Origin of the sequence: Frigoribacterium sp. CFBP 8754 (genome assembly GCF_014841815.1) — a bacterium.
Taxonomy (GTDB): Bacteria; Actinomycetota; Actinomycetes; order Actinomycetales; family Microbacteriaceae; genus Frigoribacterium; species Frigoribacterium endophyticum.
In genome coordinates, this window is sequence record NZ_JACYUO010000003.1 from 221,670 (window position 1) to 238,929 (window position 17,260).

The 17,260-nt window shown below is 76.6% G+C and carries 22 protein-coding genes; 7 read left to right on the forward strand and 15 right to left on the reverse strand.

Annotated features, from left to right (window positions below; translation table 11 throughout):
* Positions 1 to 124: 124 nt before the first annotated feature.
* A complete protein-coding gene (locus tag IFT72_RS11490; RefSeq protein ID WP_206758287.1) occupies positions 125 to 334 on the forward strand; it encodes a hypothetical protein in 210 nt (69 codons plus the stop codon).
* 162 nt (positions 335 to 496) lie between these two features.
* Here IFT72_RS11490 and IFT72_RS11495 read toward each other — a convergent pair whose 3' ends face one another.
* A complete protein-coding gene (locus IFT72_RS11495; protein WP_167261074.1) occupies positions 497 to 1,528 on the reverse strand; it encodes an aldo/keto reductase in 1,032 nt (343 codons plus the stop codon).
* A gap of 458 nt (positions 1,529 to 1,986) precedes the next feature.
* Between IFT72_RS11495 and IFT72_RS11500 the strand changes: the two genes are divergently transcribed.
* Entirely contained in the window at positions 1,987 to 2,991 is a 1,005-nt protein-coding gene (locus tag IFT72_RS11500; RefSeq protein WP_056058374.1) for an AraC family transcriptional regulator, read from the forward strand.
* On the opposite strand, the gene IFT72_RS16410 is transcribed toward IFT72_RS11500, so the two are convergent.
* Both IFT72_RS16410 and dcd read right to left on the reverse strand, forming a co-directional pair.
* Positions 2,955 to 3,083, reverse strand: a complete 129-nt coding sequence (locus tag IFT72_RS16410; RefSeq protein WP_256414297.1) for a hypothetical protein — start codon at positions 3,081 to 3,083, stop codon at positions 2,955 to 2,957. The two genes, IFT72_RS11500 and IFT72_RS16410, sit on opposite strands and share 37 nt — an antisense overlap.
* Positions 3,084 to 3,510: 427 nt before the next feature.
* Entirely contained in the window at positions 3,511 to 4,113 is a 603-nt protein-coding gene (gene dcd, locus IFT72_RS11505; RefSeq protein ID WP_185230813.1) for a dCTP deaminase, read from the reverse strand.
* Between the two features lie 155 nt (positions 4,114 to 4,268).
* Between dcd and IFT72_RS11510 the strand changes: the two genes are divergently transcribed.
* Positions 4,269 to 5,249: an NAD(P)H-quinone oxidoreductase gene (locus IFT72_RS11510; protein ID WP_192046505.1), complete on the forward strand. Its 981-nt coding sequence runs from the start codon at positions 4,269 to 4,271 to the stop codon at positions 5,247 to 5,249.
* Positions 5,250 to 5,536: 287 nt separating this feature from the next.
* Here IFT72_RS11510 and IFT72_RS11515 read toward each other — a convergent pair whose 3' ends face one another.
* Genes IFT72_RS11515 through IFT72_RS11535 form a run of 5 tightly spaced genes read right to left on the reverse strand, consistent with a single transcriptional unit; the run spans position 5,537 to position 8,043 of the window.
* Positions 5,537 to 6,178, reverse strand: coding sequence for a hypothetical protein (locus IFT72_RS11515; RefSeq protein WP_192046506.1), 642 nt, complete (start codon positions 6,176 to 6,178; stop codon positions 5,537 to 5,539).
* Entirely contained in the window at positions 6,175 to 6,870 is a 696-nt protein-coding gene (locus tag IFT72_RS11520; RefSeq protein WP_192046507.1) for a hypothetical protein, read from the reverse strand. Before IFT72_RS11520 ends, IFT72_RS11515 begins: the two co-directional genes overlap by 4 nt.
* Positions 6,867 to 7,301, reverse strand: coding sequence for a hypothetical protein (locus tag IFT72_RS11525; RefSeq protein ID WP_192046508.1), 435 nt, complete (start codon positions 7,299 to 7,301; stop codon positions 6,867 to 6,869). Before IFT72_RS11525 ends, IFT72_RS11520 begins: the two co-directional genes overlap by 4 nt.
* Positions 7,298 to 7,489 (reverse strand): hypothetical protein, encoded by a 192-nt coding sequence (locus tag IFT72_RS11530; RefSeq protein WP_056058394.1) that lies wholly within the window; start codon positions 7,487 to 7,489, stop codon positions 7,298 to 7,300. Before IFT72_RS11530 ends, IFT72_RS11525 begins: the two co-directional genes overlap by 4 nt.
* Positions 7,486 to 8,043 carry an Asp23/Gls24 family envelope stress response protein gene (locus tag IFT72_RS11535; RefSeq protein ID WP_192046509.1) on the reverse strand — a complete coding sequence of 186 codons (558 nt, stop codon included), beginning with the start codon at positions 8,041 to 8,043 and terminating at the stop codon, positions 7,486 to 7,488. Before IFT72_RS11535 ends, IFT72_RS11530 begins: the two co-directional genes overlap by 4 nt.
* A gap of 167 nt (positions 8,044 to 8,210) precedes the next feature.
* On the opposite strand from IFT72_RS11535, the gene IFT72_RS11540 reads away from it, so the two are divergent.
* From IFT72_RS11540 to IFT72_RS11555, 4 genes are all read left to right on the forward strand, one after another.
* Positions 8,211 to 8,768 carry an RNA polymerase sigma factor gene (locus tag IFT72_RS11540; RefSeq protein WP_056058403.1) on the forward strand — a complete coding sequence of 186 codons (558 nt, stop codon included), beginning with the start codon at positions 8,211 to 8,213 and terminating at the stop codon, positions 8,766 to 8,768.
* The gene (locus tag IFT72_RS11545; RefSeq protein WP_192046510.1) at positions 8,765 to 9,448 is read left to right on the forward strand and encodes an Asp23/Gls24 family envelope stress response protein; all 684 of its coding nucleotides are present in this window, start codon (positions 8,765 to 8,767) and stop codon (positions 9,446 to 9,448) included. Before IFT72_RS11540 ends, IFT72_RS11545 begins: the two co-directional genes overlap by 4 nt.
* Entirely contained in the window at positions 9,448 to 9,849 is a 402-nt protein-coding gene (locus IFT72_RS11550) for a hypothetical protein (protein ID WP_192046511.1), read from the forward strand. The genes IFT72_RS11545 and IFT72_RS11550 overlap by 1 nt, the downstream gene beginning before the upstream one ends.
* Before the next feature lie 329 nt (positions 9,850 to 10,178).
* Positions 10,179 to 10,370: a hypothetical protein gene (locus tag IFT72_RS11555; RefSeq protein ID WP_185230828.1), complete on the forward strand. Its 192-nt coding sequence runs from the start codon at positions 10,179 to 10,181 to the stop codon at positions 10,368 to 10,370.
* A gap of 235 nt (positions 10,371 to 10,605) precedes the next feature.
* Here IFT72_RS11555 and IFT72_RS11560 read toward each other — a convergent pair whose 3' ends face one another.
* The 7 genes from IFT72_RS11560 to IFT72_RS11590 form a co-directional block, all read right to left on the reverse strand.
* The gene (locus IFT72_RS11560) at positions 10,606 to 11,034 is read right to left on the reverse strand and encodes a hypothetical protein (RefSeq protein ID WP_192046512.1); all 429 of its coding nucleotides are present in this window, start codon (positions 11,032 to 11,034) and stop codon (positions 10,606 to 10,608) included.
* Positions 11,035 to 11,037: 3 nt separating this feature from the next.
* Complete coding sequence (locus IFT72_RS11565) at positions 11,038 to 11,238, reverse strand: hypothetical protein (protein WP_192046513.1); 201 nt, start codon at positions 11,236 to 11,238, stop codon at positions 11,038 to 11,040.
* A gap of 231 nt (positions 11,239 to 11,469) precedes the next feature.
* Complete coding sequence (locus tag IFT72_RS11570; RefSeq protein WP_192046514.1) at positions 11,470 to 11,664, reverse strand: DUF2795 domain-containing protein; 195 nt, start codon at positions 11,662 to 11,664, stop codon at positions 11,470 to 11,472.
* A gap of 173 nt (positions 11,665 to 11,837) precedes the next feature.
* Positions 11,838 to 12,608 carry a glycosyltransferase family A protein gene (locus IFT72_RS11575; RefSeq protein WP_371741272.1) on the reverse strand — a complete coding sequence of 257 codons (771 nt, stop codon included), beginning with the start codon at positions 12,606 to 12,608 and terminating at the stop codon, positions 11,838 to 11,840.
* Positions 12,605 to 14,173 (reverse strand): D-glycero-beta-D-manno-heptose 1-phosphate adenylyltransferase, encoded by a 1,569-nt coding sequence (gene rfaE2, locus IFT72_RS16685; protein WP_371741273.1) that lies wholly within the window; start codon positions 14,171 to 14,173, stop codon positions 12,605 to 12,607. The genes IFT72_RS11575 and rfaE2 overlap by 4 nt, the downstream gene beginning before the upstream one ends.
* 1 nt (position 14,174) lies before the next feature.
* The gene (locus tag IFT72_RS11585; protein WP_192046515.1) at positions 14,175 to 16,109 is read right to left on the reverse strand and encodes an aldehyde dehydrogenase family protein; all 1,935 of its coding nucleotides are present in this window, start codon (positions 16,107 to 16,109) and stop codon (positions 14,175 to 14,177) included.
* Between the two features lie 320 nt (positions 16,110 to 16,429).
* The gene (locus IFT72_RS11590) at positions 16,430 to 17,242 is read right to left on the reverse strand and encodes a DNA-formamidopyrimidine glycosylase family protein (RefSeq protein WP_192046516.1); all 813 of its coding nucleotides are present in this window, start codon (positions 17,240 to 17,242) and stop codon (positions 16,430 to 16,432) included.
* Positions 17,243 to 17,260 lie beyond the last annotated feature (18 nt).

Genomic DNA, 17,260 nt, shown 5'->3' on the forward strand with positions numbered 1-17,260 from the left:
GTGCGGGGGACTCCTCGTTCCGGGCTCCCGAGAGGAGCGTCACATGTCAGGAGATGTCGGTCACCCTCCTCATCGGAGGCCCGATCAGGCCGGGGGGTCTGCGAGTGCGTCACGGACAGCCGTGGTGCCGTCTCTGACAGCTCTCGTCCTCGTGCTGGCGGCGACCGTCCTGGTCATCGCAGGAGTCCCCCTCGGGTTCTTGCCGGTCACGGTCGCCATCTGGTTGCTCCGCTGGGCAGACCGGCGCGCTCCTGGCGGATCCTGGCCCGCGATGACCTTCCTCGGGATGGTCCCCTTCTTCATCGTGATGATCGTCGTGCTGGCACGCCGATGACGAGCGACTGGTGCCGACCGGCTCCCTCGTCAGGTGACGGGTTCACGAGAGCAGTACGGGGCGACGACCGTCGTTCACGGGCATGCGGACGTTGCGGTGCCGGTCTGACCGACACCGCGCCTCCCACGGTCGCACCGTGCGGTGCCGGGCTGAGCCCGGGGGTCAGCGACCGCCGTCGATGCGGCGGCCGCGCTGGGCGACCCCGGCGGTGCCGTAGGGGTAGTCGTCGATGCGCGGGGCGCTCGCGTCGCCGAGGCGCGTGAGCTCGTCGGCGGTGAGCACGAGGCCCGACGCACCGAGGTTGTCGTCGAGCTGCTCGACCGTCCGGGCGCCGAGGATCACCGAGGTCACGGCCGGCTGCGCCAGCAGCCACGCGAGCGCGACCTGCGAGGCCGAGGCGCCGTGGGCGTCGGCGATCGCGGTGACCGCGTCGATGACCGTCCAGGTGCGCTCGTCCGCGTTGCGCGCCTCCCACGCCTCCATGCCCCGCGTCGGGTCCTCACCGAGTCGGGTCGAGCCGGTGGGCGCCTGGTCGCGCCGGTACTTGCCGCTCAGCCAGCCGCCGGCCAACGGCGACCAGGGCAGCAGGCCGATGCCGGCGTCGAGCGAGGCCGGCACGACCTCGTGCTCGATGTCGCGCACGAGCAGGTTGTACTGCGGCTGCAGCGTGACGGGCGGCGCGAAGCCGAGGGCGTCGGCGCGGCCCACGGCCTTCGTGACCTGCCAGCCGAGGTAGTTCGAGAAGCCGTAGTAGCCGATCTTGCCCGCGCTGATCGCGTCGTCGAGGAACCGCAGGGTCTCGTCGATCGGCGTCAGCGCGTCCCACGCGTGCATCTGGTAGAGGTCGACGTGCTCGGTGCCGAGACGCCGGAGCGAGTCGTCGAGGGCACGGGCGAGGTGCCGCCGCGAGAGCCCGACGTCGTTCGGGCCGTCGCCCATGGGGAAGCGCCCCTTCGTCGCCAGCACGACCTGCGCCGCGTCGGTGGGGCGCGCGGCGAGCCAGCGCCCGATGATCTCTTCGGAGACCCCCGCGCTGTACACGTCGGCCGTGTCGACGAGCGTGCCGCCGCCCGCGACGAACGCGTCGAGGATCTGGTGAGAGGTGGTCTCGTCGGCTTCTGCGCCGAACGTCATGGTGCCCAGTGTCAGCTCCGACACGGAGGCACCGCTGTTCCCGAGGGTCCTGTAGTCCATGGCCGCGACGCTACGCCGTGCGTCGGCGGCAGGGCTGCGGGAGGCGCGGGGCGGGGGACAGCCCCGCCTCCCGGAGCCCTGGGGAGGGCGCCGGAAAAATTCTGAGACATTCTCCAAACCGTTCCGAGCGGTGCTCCGAAGAATGCACACCACGGCGGTTCGGGCTGGCCGTGGTGAGCACCGCGTCGGGACCCTGGCGGGTCCCCCGGCGTCGGTGCACGAGCCGGGGTGTGGGTTGGTTCAGGTCTCCACCCCGGCTCGTCCCTCCCCGGCTCGTCCTCCCCAGCTCGTCCCTCCCCACCGCGGCCCGCCTCCGGGGCACATCGGCGTCCGCCGAAGGGGGGGCAGCTCCGGAGGCGTCGCACTATGCTGACGCCGTCGGGGGATCAGCCCGACGCTCCGACGCCGTTCCCTGACCCCGAGCGGCCCGGCGCCCACCTCGACGAGAGGCGTGACCGATGCCGTCGCCCCCGTACCCGTCGCAGCCCGTGACGCCGTCGCCCTTCGACGATCCGCGCATCCGCGGCCTGGAGACCACCGACCCCGACGTCGCCCACGAGGCGATGCGGCGCACCTTCCGCATGCGCGAGCTCGTGCCGGGCGACGCCCACGAGTTCTACTACCGCCGAGCGGTGTCGGGCGAGCACCGCTTCGCCGTCGGCGAGATGCGGTACACCGGCACGCTGCGTGCCGAGAGCGAGCCGCTGCCCTTCTTCGGCATCTGCCGTCTGCTCGGCGGGGGCTTCCGGGTGCAGGCGGGCGACGCCGACCACCGGGCGGAGCTGCTGAAGCCGTTCGCGTTCCCCACCACCACGAACAAGCGGACCGAGTGGGACGACGTCCACCTGGCCCAGCTCATGCTCGACCGGGCCGCCGTGGAGGCCGAGCTGGTGGGGCTGTCGCTCACCGCGCCTCCCGCAGGCCTGCACGTGATCGGCATGGAGCCCCAGAGCGAGGCCCTCGGCCGGTACTGGCGAGGGCACATGCGACACCTCTACCAGGACGTCGTGCGCAACGACGCGGCGATGGCGAGCCCGTTGATCAGGGGGCAGGCGTTCCGGTCGCTGGTGGCGGCGTTCGTGACGACCTTCCCGACGACGGCGGTCGGCACGAGCGAGGCGTCGAGCGCCCGGCCCGTGCCGTCGACGGTGCGGCGCGCGCTCGCCTACGTCGAGGAGCACGCCCACGACGACATCGGCGTCGTCGAGATCGCCGAGGCGGCCCGGCTGACGCCGCGGGGGCTGCAGCTGGCGTTCCGCCGGCACCTCGACACGACGCCCATGGCGGTGCTGCGGGCGGCGCGGCTGCGCGGGGCGCACCACGACCTTCAGGTCGCTGACCCGACGCGCGGGCACACCGTGGCGGGGATCGCTCAGAGCTGGGGCTTCGCGAACGCGGGGCGCTTCACGGCGGCGTACGTGGCGCACTACGGGCGGTCGCCGCGCGAGACGCTGGAGTCGTAGGCGCGGGCGCGGGTGCCGGTGCCGGTGCCGGTGCCGGGGCGGGTGCCGGTGCCGGGACGCGCCCGGAGGTAGTTCTGGGGAGACTCCTCCACTCTGGAGTGGAGGAGCGTGCCTGGGAAGGGGTCTCGGGGTGGGGTGCCTGGGGAGCGTCCTCCACTCCGGAGTGGAGGAGTGTGCTCGGGGGCGGGGTGCCGGGGGAGGCGTCCTCCACTCCAGAGTGGATCAGCGCTCAGGGCGCACAGCACCGGGCCGCGAGCATCGACCAGGGCGCCGCCGCGACGAGGAGCGGAAGGGGGTGCGGGCGAGAGACCCGACATCGCCGCCCGCACCCAGCAACTCGCAGTCCTGAACCCGTACCGCGAGGCCATCCCAGTGTGATACGAACGCGAGTTTTCTGCAGATCGACCGGACACGGAGCGAATGCCCTGCCCCCCGGGCGAAGCCGAGCACGACGCGTGTCCCCCGACGCGCCGGGAACCGCGCGTGCGCACGCCGACGGCGCAGCGGGGACGACGGCGCTCAGGCGCCCGCCGACTCCGCCCCGCCCGACACGTCGGTGTGCACGAACCCCTGGAACGACCGGCTCGCCGTCGGCCCGCGCTGCCCCTGGTAGCGCGACCCGTACTCCTGCGAACCGTAGGGGTGCTCGGCCGGCGAGCTGAGGCGGAAGAAGCAGAGCTGCCCGATCTTCATGCCGGGCCACAGCTTGATCGGCAGCGTCGCGACGTTCGACAGCTCGAGCGTCACGTGCCCCGTGAAGCCCGGGTCGATGAACCCCGCCGTCGAGTGCGTCAGCAGGCCGAGGCGGCCGAGCGAGCTCTTGCCCTCCAGCCGCGCGGCGACGTCGTCGGGCAGGGTGACGCGCTCGTAGGTGCTGCCCAGCACGAACTCGCCCGGGTGCAGGATGAACGGTTCGTCGGCGGGCGTCTCGACCAGGCGCGTCAGCTCGGGCTGGTCGGCCGCGGGGTCGATGAACGGGTACTTGTGGTTGTCGAACAGCCGGAACAGCCGGTCGAGCCGCACGTCGATGCTCGACGGCTGGATCAGCGTCGGCTCGTAGGGGTCGAGGCCGATGCGCCCGGCGTCGAGCTCGAGCTTGATGTCGTGGTCGGAGAGCAGCACGCGGCCAGCCTAGACGGCGGGCAGGTCGGGCCCCGGCGCGGGCCCGGCGGAGGGCCTGCGGGAGTCGCGGGCACCGCCCTGGGGAGGGGGTGCCTCCCCGGGGCGTCCCCAGGTCGCCCGGCTCGCGCTCGGCCCGGACGGGGCAGGATGGCCCCATGCGTGCCGTCACCGTCCCCGTTCCCGGAGGGCCCCGTGCCCTCGTCGTCAGCGAGGTCCCGGAGCCCGTGCCCGGCCCCCGCGAGGTCGTCGTCGACGTGGCCGCCGCCGGCGTGAACCGCGCCGACGTGAACCAGCGCGAGGGGCACTACCCGTCGCCCGCCGGAGCCCCGTCGTGGCCCGGGCTCGAGGTCAGCGGCACGGTCGTGGCCCTGGGCAGCGAGGTGACCACCGCCTCCCTCGGCGACCACGTCGTCGCCCTGCTCAGCGGCGGCGGCTACGCCGACCGCGTGGCCGTCGACGAGGGCCTGCTGCTGCCCTACCTCAAGGGGCTCGACCTCGTCGAGGCCGCCGGGCTGCCCGAGGCCGTCGCCACGGTCTGGTCGAACGTCGTCATGTCGGCGCAGCTGCAGGCCGGCGAGACGCTGCTCGTGCACGGCGGGTCGAGCGGGGTCGGGTCGATCGCGATCCAGATCGGGAAGGCGCTCGGCGCCACCGTCCACGCCACCGCCGGCACCCCCGCGAAGGTCGAGTTCTGCGAGCAGCTCGGCGCCGACCGCGGCATCGACTACCGGGCGGAGGACTTCGTCGCCGTCACCCAGGAGCTCACCGGGGGCCGCGGCGTCGACGTCGTGCTCGACCTCGTCGGCGGCGACTACCTGGCGCGCGACGTCGACGCGCTCGCCGTGGGCGGCCGCGTCATGGTGATCGCATCGCAGGGCGGCTCGTCGGCCACGATCGACGTCGCCCGCCTGATGGGCAAGCGGGGTCGGATCTGGGGCACCACGCTGCGCGCCCGCCCGCTCGAGGAGCGCCGCGCGATCATGGCCGAGGTGCGCGAGCACGTCTGGCCGATGGTCGCGTCGGGGGCCGTGCGCCCGGTGCTCGACAGCGTGTTCCCGCTCGAGTTCGCCGCGACGGCGCACGAGCGCATGGAGTCGGGCGAGCACTCGGGGAAGATCCTGCTCGCGGTGCGCTGAGCCCCGCGCTGCACCCGCGCTGCACCCGAGCTGGGCTGCGCTCGCGCGCCGCTGAGTCAGCGCTGCGCAGGCGCCGCCGCCGCCGCTGAACCTGCTGCCGCCCGGGCCTCAGCCACCCGCTCGAACCACCGACTGATCAAAGAACCACGCTTCTCAGTGGTTCTTTGATCAGTCGATGGTTCTGGGGTTGGGGCTGGGGCTGGGGCTGGTTCTGGGGCTGGGGCAGGTGCGTGCGCAGGGTCAGGGGCGGGTGCGGGAGCGGGGCGGGCGCCGCGCGGCAGGCGCGGCTACGCGACGCGCGGGTCGCTGCCGCGCTTCACGACCGACGCGCCGACCACCTCGACGAGCACCGGCACCGCCTCGCCGAGCACCCGGTCGAGACCGCGCACCACGTCGCTCGCCGCCGCGACGACCGGCGCCGGTGCCGCGCCCGCGGTCACCCGCACGCGCACCTTGAGCGCCGGGCGGCCGCGGACCGTCCACGCCGACACGTGCACCGAGGTCACGTCGCGTCGGGCCGAGAGCGCGTCCGTCACGGCCGTCTCGGCGAAGGCGGCCGAGATCGCGATGGACCCGGCCGGCTCGTCGTGCACGACCAGGCGGCCGGTGCGTCCGCCACCGTGGGCGACGGCGGCCACGGCGAAGACGATCACGAGCAGCAGGCAGAGCGCCGCGAGGGCCACCGCGAGCCAGCTGCCCGCGCCGCCCATGCTGTCCGCGCTGCCCGCGCCCGACGGGTCGAGCGGCGTCGCCGCGACGGCGTCCGCGACCGCCGAGGAGGCGTCGGCCAGCCAGCCGCGGACTGTCCCGCCCAGGGAGCCCGAGCCCCCGGGCAGCGTCGCCGCCACGAGGAACGCCCCGACGCCCAGGGCGACGACGCCCACGACGACGAGCAGCAGGCGGTTGAGGAACCGGTTCGAGGAGGTCACGCGTCCAGCCTCCCGTGGTCGGCGACGCGCGAGGTCACGCGGAGGGCGGGCTCCACGGGCCGGCTCTCGAGCTCGGAGCGGACGGCCGCGAGCACGCCCTGCTCGTCGACCGTCACCCCGGAGGCGGGGGTCAGCTCGACGCGCGCCTCCCGTCGCGAGACCCAGACGGTGACCTGCCCGGCGCCGAGGCGCCCGGCCGTGCGGGCGACCCGCGCGAGCGACGCCGCCAGCACCGTGTCGTCGACGACCGCGGCGACGCGCTCGTCGGTGATCTCGTGGCGTCCGCGGTGGCCGGCGGTCAGGCCGAGCAGCACCAGCACGACGCCGACGACCGCCGCGGCGACCCCGGCGGCGACGACCAGCCCCGGGGCCTCGCCCAGGGCGGTCGTGAGGGCGCCGAGCACGTCGACGGGCGACGCGAGCAGCGCGGGGCGGCCGAGGGCGGCGAGCACGGCCTCCGTGCCGAGCCAGGCGGCGGCGAGGGCGGCGACGACCAGCACGACGACGGCGCTGGCCGAGCGGCTCGCGCGGCTCTCGCGGCGGACGAGCCGCCGGTAGGGCGCCGTGACGTCCGGGCCGGGGCCCGAGCGGCCGCCGGCGTCGGGCGCGGTGGCGTCGGGCGCGGTGACGACAGACGTGGTGCCGTCGGGCCCGGCGGCGCCGGGCCCCGTGGTGTCGGAGGCGGTGCTCACGCGACCCTCCCGGTGCGGTCGAGCAGGGAACGGCTGACGGTCACGTCGACGCGCGAGACGGTGCGCCCGGTGATCTCGGAGACCCGCCTCGTCAGCGTCGACTGGAGCTCGCGCACGAGGCCGACGACGCCTCCCGCAGGCACCGGCACCGACCCGGAGAGCGCGGGCACCCGCACGGGCGTGGTGACGCGGAGCGCCAGGTGGCCGGCGTCGTCGGAGGCGTCGACGCGCACCTCGGCGCGGTCGACGCGCAGCTGCTCGGCGACGACGGCGGCGGCGACGCGGGTGAGCACGCGGGCCGCGAGGCTCACGTGCCCGGGCACGACCGGCCCGCGCCCGGCTGACCCGTCGCCGTCGCCGTACGCCTCACGCAGGGTGGACGGAGCGGACCCGCCGCCCGACGCCGCGGCCGACCCGGCCCCGGCGCTCACGACGATGAGCGCCGGCCGCGCAGCGCGTCGAGCAGCCCGCCCAGGTCGGTGCGGCCCGAGACGACACGGCCGACGAGCCCGCCGACCGCGATGCAGAGCGCGACGATCAGCAGGGCGCCGAGGCCCCACTCGAGGCCGACGACCGCGAGCACGGCGCCGACCGCCATGCCGACGACGGTGGCGCTCACGAGACGCGGCCCGGGGCGGCGGCGGCGCCGGCCGCGTCGTCGTCGTCCTCGCCGGGGATGTGGACGTCGTTGATCGCGACGTTGACCTCGGCGACCTGCATGCCGACGAGGTCCTCGATGGCCCGGGCCACGGCGGCGCGCACCTGCTCGGCGACCAGGGTCATCGGCTGTGGGTACTCGACGACGATCGTGACGTCGGCGGCGACCTGGGTCTCGCCGACCTCGACGCGCACGCCCTGGCTGAGGTCGCTGCTGCCGATCACGTCGCGGAGGGCGCCGAACGCGCGGGCCGCTCCGCCGCCGAGGGCGTGCACGCCGGGCACCTCGCGGGCGGCGATGCCGGCCACCTTCGAGATGACGCCGTCGGCGATGACGGTCTTGCCGGGCGAGGCGACGCCCGGGGTGCCGGCGCCGCTCGCGGGGGTGGTGGAGGCGACGGGCGCCTTGTCGACGCGGCTGGCGCCGGCGGCGGCGGGGATCGTCGCGCCCGACGGCGTGGTGCCGACGGTGCCGGGGGTGGTGGCGGTGCTCGGGGTCTTGTCGGTGGCGGCCATGGGCTGCTCCTTCTCGTCGGTGCGTCGGTGGTGCCGGGTGCGGTCCAGGGGCGCCCGGCGGTACGGTCGTCAGTGAGACGGACGCCGAGGCCCGGGTGTCACGGTCCCCGTCCCTTCCATTTCCTACACGGCCCGGCTCTGCCGGGCCCGGTGACCGAGGAGGCGCGATGGCGGTCGACCTGTCCGGTGCAGCCGACGGGGTGCTCGCGACCCGTGCCGCCGAGGGCGACGAACGCGCCTTCGAGGTGCTGCTGCGCCGCCACCTGGGCCTGATGACCGCCTACGCGACGCGGCTGACGCGCTCCCGGGCCGACGCCTCCGACGCCGTCCAGGAGGCCTCGGTCGTCATCTGGCGCGAGCTGCCGCGGCTGCAGACGCCCGACGCGGTGCGCGGCTGGATGATGACGATCGTGTCGCGCAAGGCCTACGACCTGATCCGCAGCCGCCGCGTCGCCGACGACGTCGACGAGCTCGAGGTGCCCTCGCAGAGCGGCGCGGTCGACGACCCGGAGCGCGTCGCCGCCTCCACCGACGCCATGGGCGCCCTGCGCGGCGCGCTCGCCCGGCTGCCCGCCTCACAGCGCGAGGTGTGGACCCTGCGCGAGGTCGGAGGCGAGTCGTACGCTGACATCGCCGAGCGCACCGGCACCAGCGTGACCGCCGTCCGGGGCCTGCTCGCGCGGGCCCGTGAGACCCTGACCCGAGAGATGGAGGCCTGGCGATGAGCGACGACCCGACGCGCACACCGCTGACGCCCGCCGGCGCGGCCCCGAGCGACCCGGTGGTCGACCCGCCGCGCGACCCGGCCGACGTCGATCCCGCCGCCGAGCTCGGGGTCGTCGACGACGGCCCGATCTCGATGGAGCGGCTCAGCGACTACCTCGACGCCGGCCGCGAGCCGTACGACCCCGAGATCGAGTCCGACCCGTCGGCGCTGGCGCAGCTGGCGGCCCTCGCGCGCCTCCGCTCGATGACCGCGGGCCTCGTCGCGGAGGACGCCGCCGCCGAGCCCGCCCCCGACCCCTCCTGGATCGCCGGCGTCATGAGCCGGGTGCGGCTCGAGTCGCGCACCGGCCGGGAGATCCCGCTCTCGTCGCCCGACCCGCGGAGCACCCTGCACGTCACCGAGGGCGCGGTGCGCTCGCTGATCCGCGAGGCCGGCGACGCGGTGCCCGGCGCCGTCGTCATCTCGTGCGGCATCGTCGGCGACGTCGACCGGCCCGACGCGGTCGTCGGCGTCGAGGTCGCGATCAGCGCGCTCTTCGGCACGACCGTGCCCGACGTGGCCGACGCCGTGCGCGAGGCGGTCGCGGCGCACCTGGCGGCGCAGACCGAGCTCGTCGTCGAGGCCGTCGACGTGACCGTGCGCGACGTGCACCTGCTCGACACCGACGGAGGACTCTGATGGCCGACCCGCTCGACGACGACCACCTCTCGCTGCTCGCGGCCGAGCTCGGTGCGCTCGCGGCCGCCTGCCCCGGCGTGCAGCGGGTGCAGGCGCGGCCCGGCTTCGGCTCGCTCGTGCGGCAGGCCGTCGAGGGACTCGGCGCCGTCGTCGGCGGAGGGCCGGGGGGAGGCGCGGACGCGTCGTCGTCGGCCGCCGCGCTCGAGGGCGGTCGCCCGGTGCCCCTCGTGGGCGTCGCCGTCGCGGAGGCGGAGACCCGCGTCACGCTCGACATCGCCGTGGGCGAGGGCGCGCAGGGCCCGGCGGTGGCCCGCGAGGTGGCCGCGCGCCTCCTCGAGCGGGTCGCGGCGGAGCCGCTGCCGCCCGCCTCCGTCGACGTGCGGATCGTCGGCCTCACCTAGCGGGCGGCGGCGGATGCCGGGCGCGCATCGAGGTGCCGCTACCGGGGGCCTGCGCAGCGCCGAGGGCCCGGGACTGGGCACCCCGGGGGAGTCGCGGCGTCGGCGGGCGCCGGGCGCGCATCGAGGTGCCGCTACGTGGGGCCTGCGGAGCGCCGAGGGCCCGGGACGGGGCACCTCGAGGGAGTCGCGGCGTCGGCACCGCCGTCGCGTCGCCTCCCGCGCGGGTGCAGGTGGGCGTCGCACCGGGGCGAGCCCTGCGCGCGGCGGCGGCCTACCGTGGGCGGGGCGCGGCCGCCCCGGCCGCCGCACCCCGACACGAGGAGGACAGCATGAGCGACGAGCCCCTGGAGTTCCAGAGCAGCAGCGCGGACCCCGACGACGGCGGGAAGTGGGACCAGGCGCTGAAGGGCGAGGACTACGACCTCGACGCGGACGGCGACGTCGACGCCGACGTCGAGACCGACCCGGACGCGGCCGAGGCCCCGGCCCCCGGCACGACCCCCTCGCCCGACCAGGTCTGACCCGCCCGGTCTGACCCGCCCGGTCTGACCTGCCGGTCTGACCTGGCCGCGGCCCCCGCACCCCGTTCCGTTCACCGAACCCCGATGCTCCAGGGTTCGTTGAACGGAACGGGGTGCGCTGCATGCGGCGGGCTACGGGAGGTGCGGGTCGGGCGGCGCGGGTCGGCGGCCAGCGGGGGCCGCGAGTCGGGCGGCGCGGGAGGCGCGGGTCGGGCTGCGCGGGAGGCGAGCGCGGCTAGGCGGTGCCGCCGAGGTCGGCGGCGAGGCAGGTCGCGTCGACGAAGCGGTCGCAGCGCATCCGGCTGCCGGGCCCCGGCACCTGCTCGGTGCCGAGCACGACGACCGCGTCGCCGCGCCGCAGCCGCCCCGCGACCTCGCGGTCGAGCGCGCCGTGCACCCGCACGAGGTGCACCCGAGCGTCACCGAGGTCGGCCGCGCCGAGGAGGTGGCGGCCGGTCGTCATCCGCGCCTCGGGCAGCGCGGCCACCCGCACGACGCTGGCCGAGAGCGGGCCCTCCTGCAGGGTGAGCGCCTCGTCGAGCACGACGCCGACGATCGTCAGCGGTGCCCCGGTGCGGGTCGTCGGCCAGTGCGCGGCCCGGGCAGCCGGCAGGGCCCGGGCGAGACGGGTCGGGGCGGAGGCGACCCGCGTCAGCAGCGACACGGCTCAGCCCTCGCTCGGGTCGAGGTCCGCCGAGCGGGCGTCGTCGTCCGTCGCCGCGTCGTCGTCGGGGCCGTCGAGCGCCGGGTCGGCCTCGATGTCGCGCACGGCGCCGGCGTCGAGCGGGCTGTCCGGCCCCCCGGGGTCGGGAGCGCCGCCCACCCCGCCGTCGGTCGTCCCCGTGCTCGTGTCGTCCTCGTCGGCCATGTCGTCCCCTCCGGTCGTGCACCGCGCCCCGGCCCAGCGCCGGGGAGGTGCCGGAGGGCGCCGCACCGCTGACGGGCCCTGCCGTCGGCGCTGACCGGGGCTCACGCCCCGCGCCGACCCCACCGTCGCGGGCGGCCCCTCCTGTCGACGAGACAACCACCGCCGCGAGCCGCCCCGCAGGCCCTTGACACCAGGTCGGGGGGCGTGCGTGACGGCTCGCGGCGGCGGGCGTCACTCGTCGGCGACGCCCTTGCTGACCGCGGTCGGCGCGTCGAACGAGTCGCCCTCGAGCGCCTGCAGCGCGTCGATGACGTCATCGGGCGCGCCCTGCTCCTTCGCGGTGGCGACCAGGTCGTCCTTCGACACGGGGTAGTCGACCCCGCTGAGGTACTTCTGCATCTGGATCGGGTTCGGGGTGTCGGCCATGGCGGTCTCTCCTTCATCTCGGACGCGGGGCCCGGCCGCAGCCGGGCCGCCCCGTCATCTCGGGGTCGGCCGGTCGGGGCGGCCGGCCGGGCGGNCTCGGCGGGGCACCGTGGTGGGCGCCTCGAGGTGGACGGCTCCGCTGGGGACGATGCCCGCGCCTCCTCGTCGCTCCATCACGCGCCACTGGGCGGCGACGTCCTCGCCCGCGTGCTCGGCGGGCAGCTCGCCCCAAACGCGAAGCCGCCGGCCTCGAGCAGCGCCTCGCGCCGGTACAGCGCGCAGCCGCCGACCCAGGCGACCCGGTAGGCGGCCCAGTCGCCCGGCTCGAGGTCGAGGGCCGCGGCCTCGTGGGCGAGGTTCGCGACGTTGTGCAGCGACCAGCGCTCGAAGCCGGGGGCGCCGCGGCGGATCCGCTCGGGCTGCACGCCGCCCTCCCAGAGCTCGAAGGCGACCCGCTCGTGCGGGCGCACGTCGTCGAGGTACGAGAGCCCCTGCACGGCCGAGCCGACGAACCCGCAGCCGAGCCGCTCGAGGGCGTCGTGCATCCGCGCCAGCGTGCCGGGCTCGAGCCAGACGTCGTCGTCGAGGAAGAGCACGGCCGGCGCCGACGCCCGCTCGAGCAGCGACTGCCGGTGCTCGGCGAGCCCGCGCCGCGGGTGGTGCACGTGGGTCGAGACGGCGCGGCCCTGCGCCCGCAGCACCCGGACCATCGCCTGCGCGGCGGGGGCCGTCCAGTCGGGGTCACCGGTCGACGGGTCGCTGATCACGACCGAGAACGGGGGGTCGTCCTGCGCCGCGAGCCCGGCGAGCGTCACCGCGAGCTCGGCCGGCCGGTCGGCCGTGGGCACGAGCACGTCGACGGCGGGGGGCGCGGGAGTCGCGGTGCCCTCGCCGAGGACGGCCGACGCCGCCCAGGCCCCCGACCAGAGCCGGCTGCCGCTCACGGCGTCGCCCCGCGGATGCGGTCGACGATGCCCGTCGTCGAGTGGTCGGAGACGTAGTCGAGGATGCGGACCTCGCCGCCGCCCTCGACCACCGCCGCGGTCTCCTCGAGCATCTGCGGCGTGTAGTCGCCGCCCTTCGCGTAGAGGTCGGGCCGGAGGCGCCGGATCAGCGGCACCGCCGTGTCGGTGCCGAACGACGTCACGTAGTCGACGCAGCTCAGCGCCGAGAGCACCCCGGCGCGGTCGGCCAGGTCGTTGATCGGCCGCCCCGGGCCCTTCAGCCGTCGGGTCGAGGCGTCGTCGTTGAGGGCGACCACGAGCACGTCGCCGAGCTGCTTCGCCTGGGTGAGGTAGGTCGTGTGGCCGCGGTGCAGCACGTCGAAGCAGCCGTTCGTGAGCACGACGGTGCGCCCGGCGGCGCGCTCGTCGTCGAGGCGGCGGACGAGCTCGTCGACCCCGAGCATCAGGTCGCCGGTGCGGTCGAGGTGCACGACGAGGTCGTCGGTCGAGCAGACGGAGGTGCCGAAGCGCTGCACCACGATGTCGGCGGCGGCCTGCGCGAGGTCGACGCTCGTGGTCAGCGGCAGGCCGGCCGCCCGGCCCACGGTGAGCGCCGCGACGAAGGAGTCGCCGGCGCCGGAGGCCTGCCGCTCGCTCGCCCGCCGGGCCCAGGTGCGGTGCCGGACCCGCGCCTCCGCCCGGCCTGCGGGGGCGTCGGCGCCCGCGCTCGCGCTCGCGCCCGCGTCGACCGGCTCGCGCACCAGCGTCATCGTGCCGTCGTGGTCGAGCGTGACGACGACGACCTGCGAGCCGGTCGCCGCGAGCACCCGGTCGGCGGCGTCGGCGACCCGCTCGACGCGCACGTCGGTCGGCAGCGCGTCGCCGACCGCGAGGCCGACGAGCGCGGCGACCTCGCCGGCGTTCGGCGTGACGAGGTCCGGGCGGAGGCGCGCCCACGGAGCGAGGTCGTGCGCGTCGACCACCACCAGCCCCGGGCGCTCGGCGGCGGGCCGCGCGACGAGCGCGTCGAGCACCGGGCCGGTCAGCGCGCCCGTGCCGTAGTCGCAGACGAGCTCGGCGTCGGCCCCGGTCGCCTGGGCCGTCGCGGCCTCGGCGAGCTGCGCCAGGGCCGTGGGAGGCGCGGGCACGGCCCCGAGGTCGTCGAGCCGGATGAGCACCTGGTCGTCGACCATCACCCGGTTCTTCGCGACGGTGACGAGGCCGCGGACCCGCACCACTCCGGAGGTGTCGACCCCGTGCCCCGCGAGCAGCTCGGTGAGCCGTCGACCGGCCTCGTCGTCGCCGACCAGCCCGGCGAGGCGCACGCGGGCCCCGAGCGCGGCGAGGTTGACGGCCGTGTTGGCCGCGCCGCCCGGCACGTAGCGGCGGGTCGCGACCTCGACCACGGGAGCGGGAGCCTCGCGCGTCATGCGCTCGGTCGTGCCCTGCCACCAGCCGTCGAGCACGAGGTCGCCGACGACGCTGACGACGGGCGCCGCCTCGCGGAGGGCCCGGGCGACCTCGGGGCCGAGGCCGCGCACCGCGGAGAGGTCGGGGCGTGCCACGTCAGTCGCCCTCGGCGGGCTGGGCGGGGTGCACGCGGGGCTGCTCGTCGGGCGAGCCGGTGCCCTCGTCGCCGGTGCCCTCGTCGCCGGTGCCCTCGCTCTGGGTGCCCTCGCTCTGCGTGCCCTCGTCGGGGTCGCCGCCCTCGGCCGGGTCCTGGGGGTGGGGCGTGCGCCCGGTGGAGGCGGCGGTCGCCGCGTCGGAGTCGGCGTCGGCCGACGGGGAGGGGGCGGAGGCGCGGGGCGCGGCGGGCGGGGCGGTGGCGGTGTCGGTGTCGACGGGGCCGGTGGCGGGCGCGTCGGCGCCGGTCGGGACCGTCGCGGCGGCCGCTCCCTGGACCGGCGCGACCGCGGCGGGGCTCGCCTCGGGCGACGGACGGCTCGCCGAGGCGGCGGTGTCGGCGGAGCCTGCGGTGCGGGCGGTGCCGGCGGTCTCGTCCGCGCCTCCTGCGCTCGCCGTCGGGGTCGACGGGCGCTCGCCCGCGAGCACGGGCGTGCCGTAGTGCACGACCTTCGTGAGCGTCATCTCGTCGAGCAGCTCGGGGCCGTAGCCGAAGCCGGCGCCGCTCTCGCCGCGCGGCTGCGCCGACCCGCCGGGAGCCCCGCCGAAGACCGCGTTGATCTTCACCGTGCCGACCGGCAGCTCGGCCATGGCCCGGTTCGCGTGGCCGATCGAGCCCGTCAGCACCGTCGCCGCGAGCCCGAAGCGCCCGGCGCAGGCCAGGCGCAGGCCCTCGTCGAAGTCGTCGACGACCTGCACGGGGGCGACGGGGCCGAAGGTCTCCTCCTGCACGACGGTCATGTGCGGCGTGCAGTCGACGAGCACCGTCGCCGGGTACCACGAGCCCGGCCCGCTCGGCACGGCCCCGCCGACGAGCGCCCGCGCCCCGCTCGCCAGCGCGTCGTCGACCTGGCGCTGGACCTCGTCACGGAGGCGCCCGTCGACCAGCGGGCCGAGCTCGCCCCGGTCGTTGCGTCGCGTGGCCTCGGCGACCAGCGCCTCGACGAAGGCGTCGGCGACGTCGCGGTGCACGTAGATGCGCTCGACGCTCGTGCAGATCTGCCCCGCGTTCGCGAAGGCGCCGATGGCGGCCTGCTCGGCGGCCCACGCGGGGTCGACGTCGGCGTCGACGATGAGGGCGTCGTCGCCGCCGTTCTCGAGCACGACGTGCGCGCCGGTCAGCGCGGCGACGCGGGCGATGCGGCGGCCGGTGGCGGTGGAGCCGACGTGCGCGACGACGTCGACGTCGGGCTGCTCGGTGAGCGCGGCCCCGACGGCGGCGCCGCCGGAGACGGTGACCAGCACGTCGGGCGGCAGCACGGCGGAGACGATCTCGCCGAGCAGCTGGCCGACGTGGGGCGAGCGCTCGCTCGGCTTGTGGACGACGGCGTTGCCCGTCACCAGGGCGGCGCCGATCAGGCCGCAGGCGACGGCGACCGGGTCGTTCCAGGGGGTGACGGCGGCGACCACGCCGCGCGGCTGGTCGATCGTGAAGTCGGCGGCCTCGCGGGCGCCGACGAGGCTGAGGCCCCGGTGCAGCGGACCGAGCTCGGCGTACTGGCGCAGCGTGTCGGCGCCCGCGAGCACCCCGCCGCGGGAGTCGTCGAACGGCTTGCCCGTCTCGCGCTGGTTGAGCGCGGCGAGCTCGTCGGCGCGCTCGCGCAGGGCGGCGGCGGCGTCGTGCAGCAGCTCGCCGCGGGCGGCGGCGGGGGTGCGCATCCACGCGCCCTGCGCGGCGCGGGCCCGACGGACGGCGTCGACCACGGCCTCGCGGTCGGCCTCGGCGACGTCGCCGACGAGCGTGCCGTCGCGCGGGTCGAGCACGGTGAGGGTGCCGGCGGCGTGGGCGGTGCCGGCGGCGTCACGGGGGTCCGCGGGCGCGGTCGCCGTCGGCTCCGGGGTGCAGGAGCCGGGGGTGCTCGGGGCGAAGGTGGTCATGCGGGCCGTCCTCTCGTGTCGGTCGCCCCTGCCCTACCCCGGCCCGGTCGACCTCACACGTGCGCCCGGCGACCCCGCACCGAGGTGACTCGTTCCGGGCCCTCGGCGGGCGGGAGGGCCCAGATCGGGGCACCTCGTGGGCGCGCCTCGCGCGCGCCCCACGCCGGTCAGTTGCCGTTTCGGGGGGTTCCCGGAGCGCCACAGCCCCTCAAAGTGGCAACTGACCCGCCGGGTCGCGACGAGGTGACTCGTTGTGGGCTCTCGGGGCGCGGGAGGGCCCAGGGGGAGGCACCTCGATGCGCGGCGCTGCGGCGCGCGCGTCAGACGGCGCGGCGCCCGGCGGGCTGGCAGCGGGGGCACCACCACGCGCGGCGGGGCCGCTCCGACGTGCTGCCCGGGTCGTCGCGCGCGAGCACCGTCGTGCCGCACCGGAGGCACGGCCGCCCGGCCCGCCCGACCACCCAGTGGCTCTCGCCCCGTCGTGTGCTGCCGGTCGTCACCTGGTAGCCCGCGGCCCCCGACGCCGAGGCCCGCAGCAGCCGGGCCGCGAGCGCCAGCAGCGGCGGCAGGTCGACGTCGCCCACGGGCGTCGCCGGGTGCACCCCGCGCAGGAACCCCACCTCGTTCACCCACAGGTTGCCGAGCCCGGCCACGGTCCGCTGGTCGAGCAGCGCGGCCCGGACCGGGCGGCCGGGGTCGGCGAGGAGTCGCATGGCGGCCTCCGTAGCGCTCCAGTCGTCGCGCAGCGGGTCGGGACCGAGGTGCCCCACCACCGTGCGCTCGTCGCGCGTCGCCAGCAGCTGCACCACGGGCAGGTCGACGCCCCAGAGCGTGTGGCCGTCACCGAGCAGGAGGCGCACCCGGACCTGGGGCTGGACGCGACGGGGCACGACACGGCCGGGCCGCGTCACCGTCCACGAGCCCTGCATGCGCAGGTGCGTGTGGAGCGTGGTCGCGTCGTCGAAGCGGGTCAGCAGGTGCTTGCCGTGGGTGACGTGCTCGACCACGCGCCGCCCGTCGAGCCGGGTGCCGGCCGCGGCGCCCGAGCGCAGCTCGCCGCGCTCGACGAGCGCGCCGTCGGCCACGGCTCGGAGCCGCGCCGCCAGCCGGTGGACGCTGTCGCCTTCGGGCACTCCTGGAACCTAGCCCGC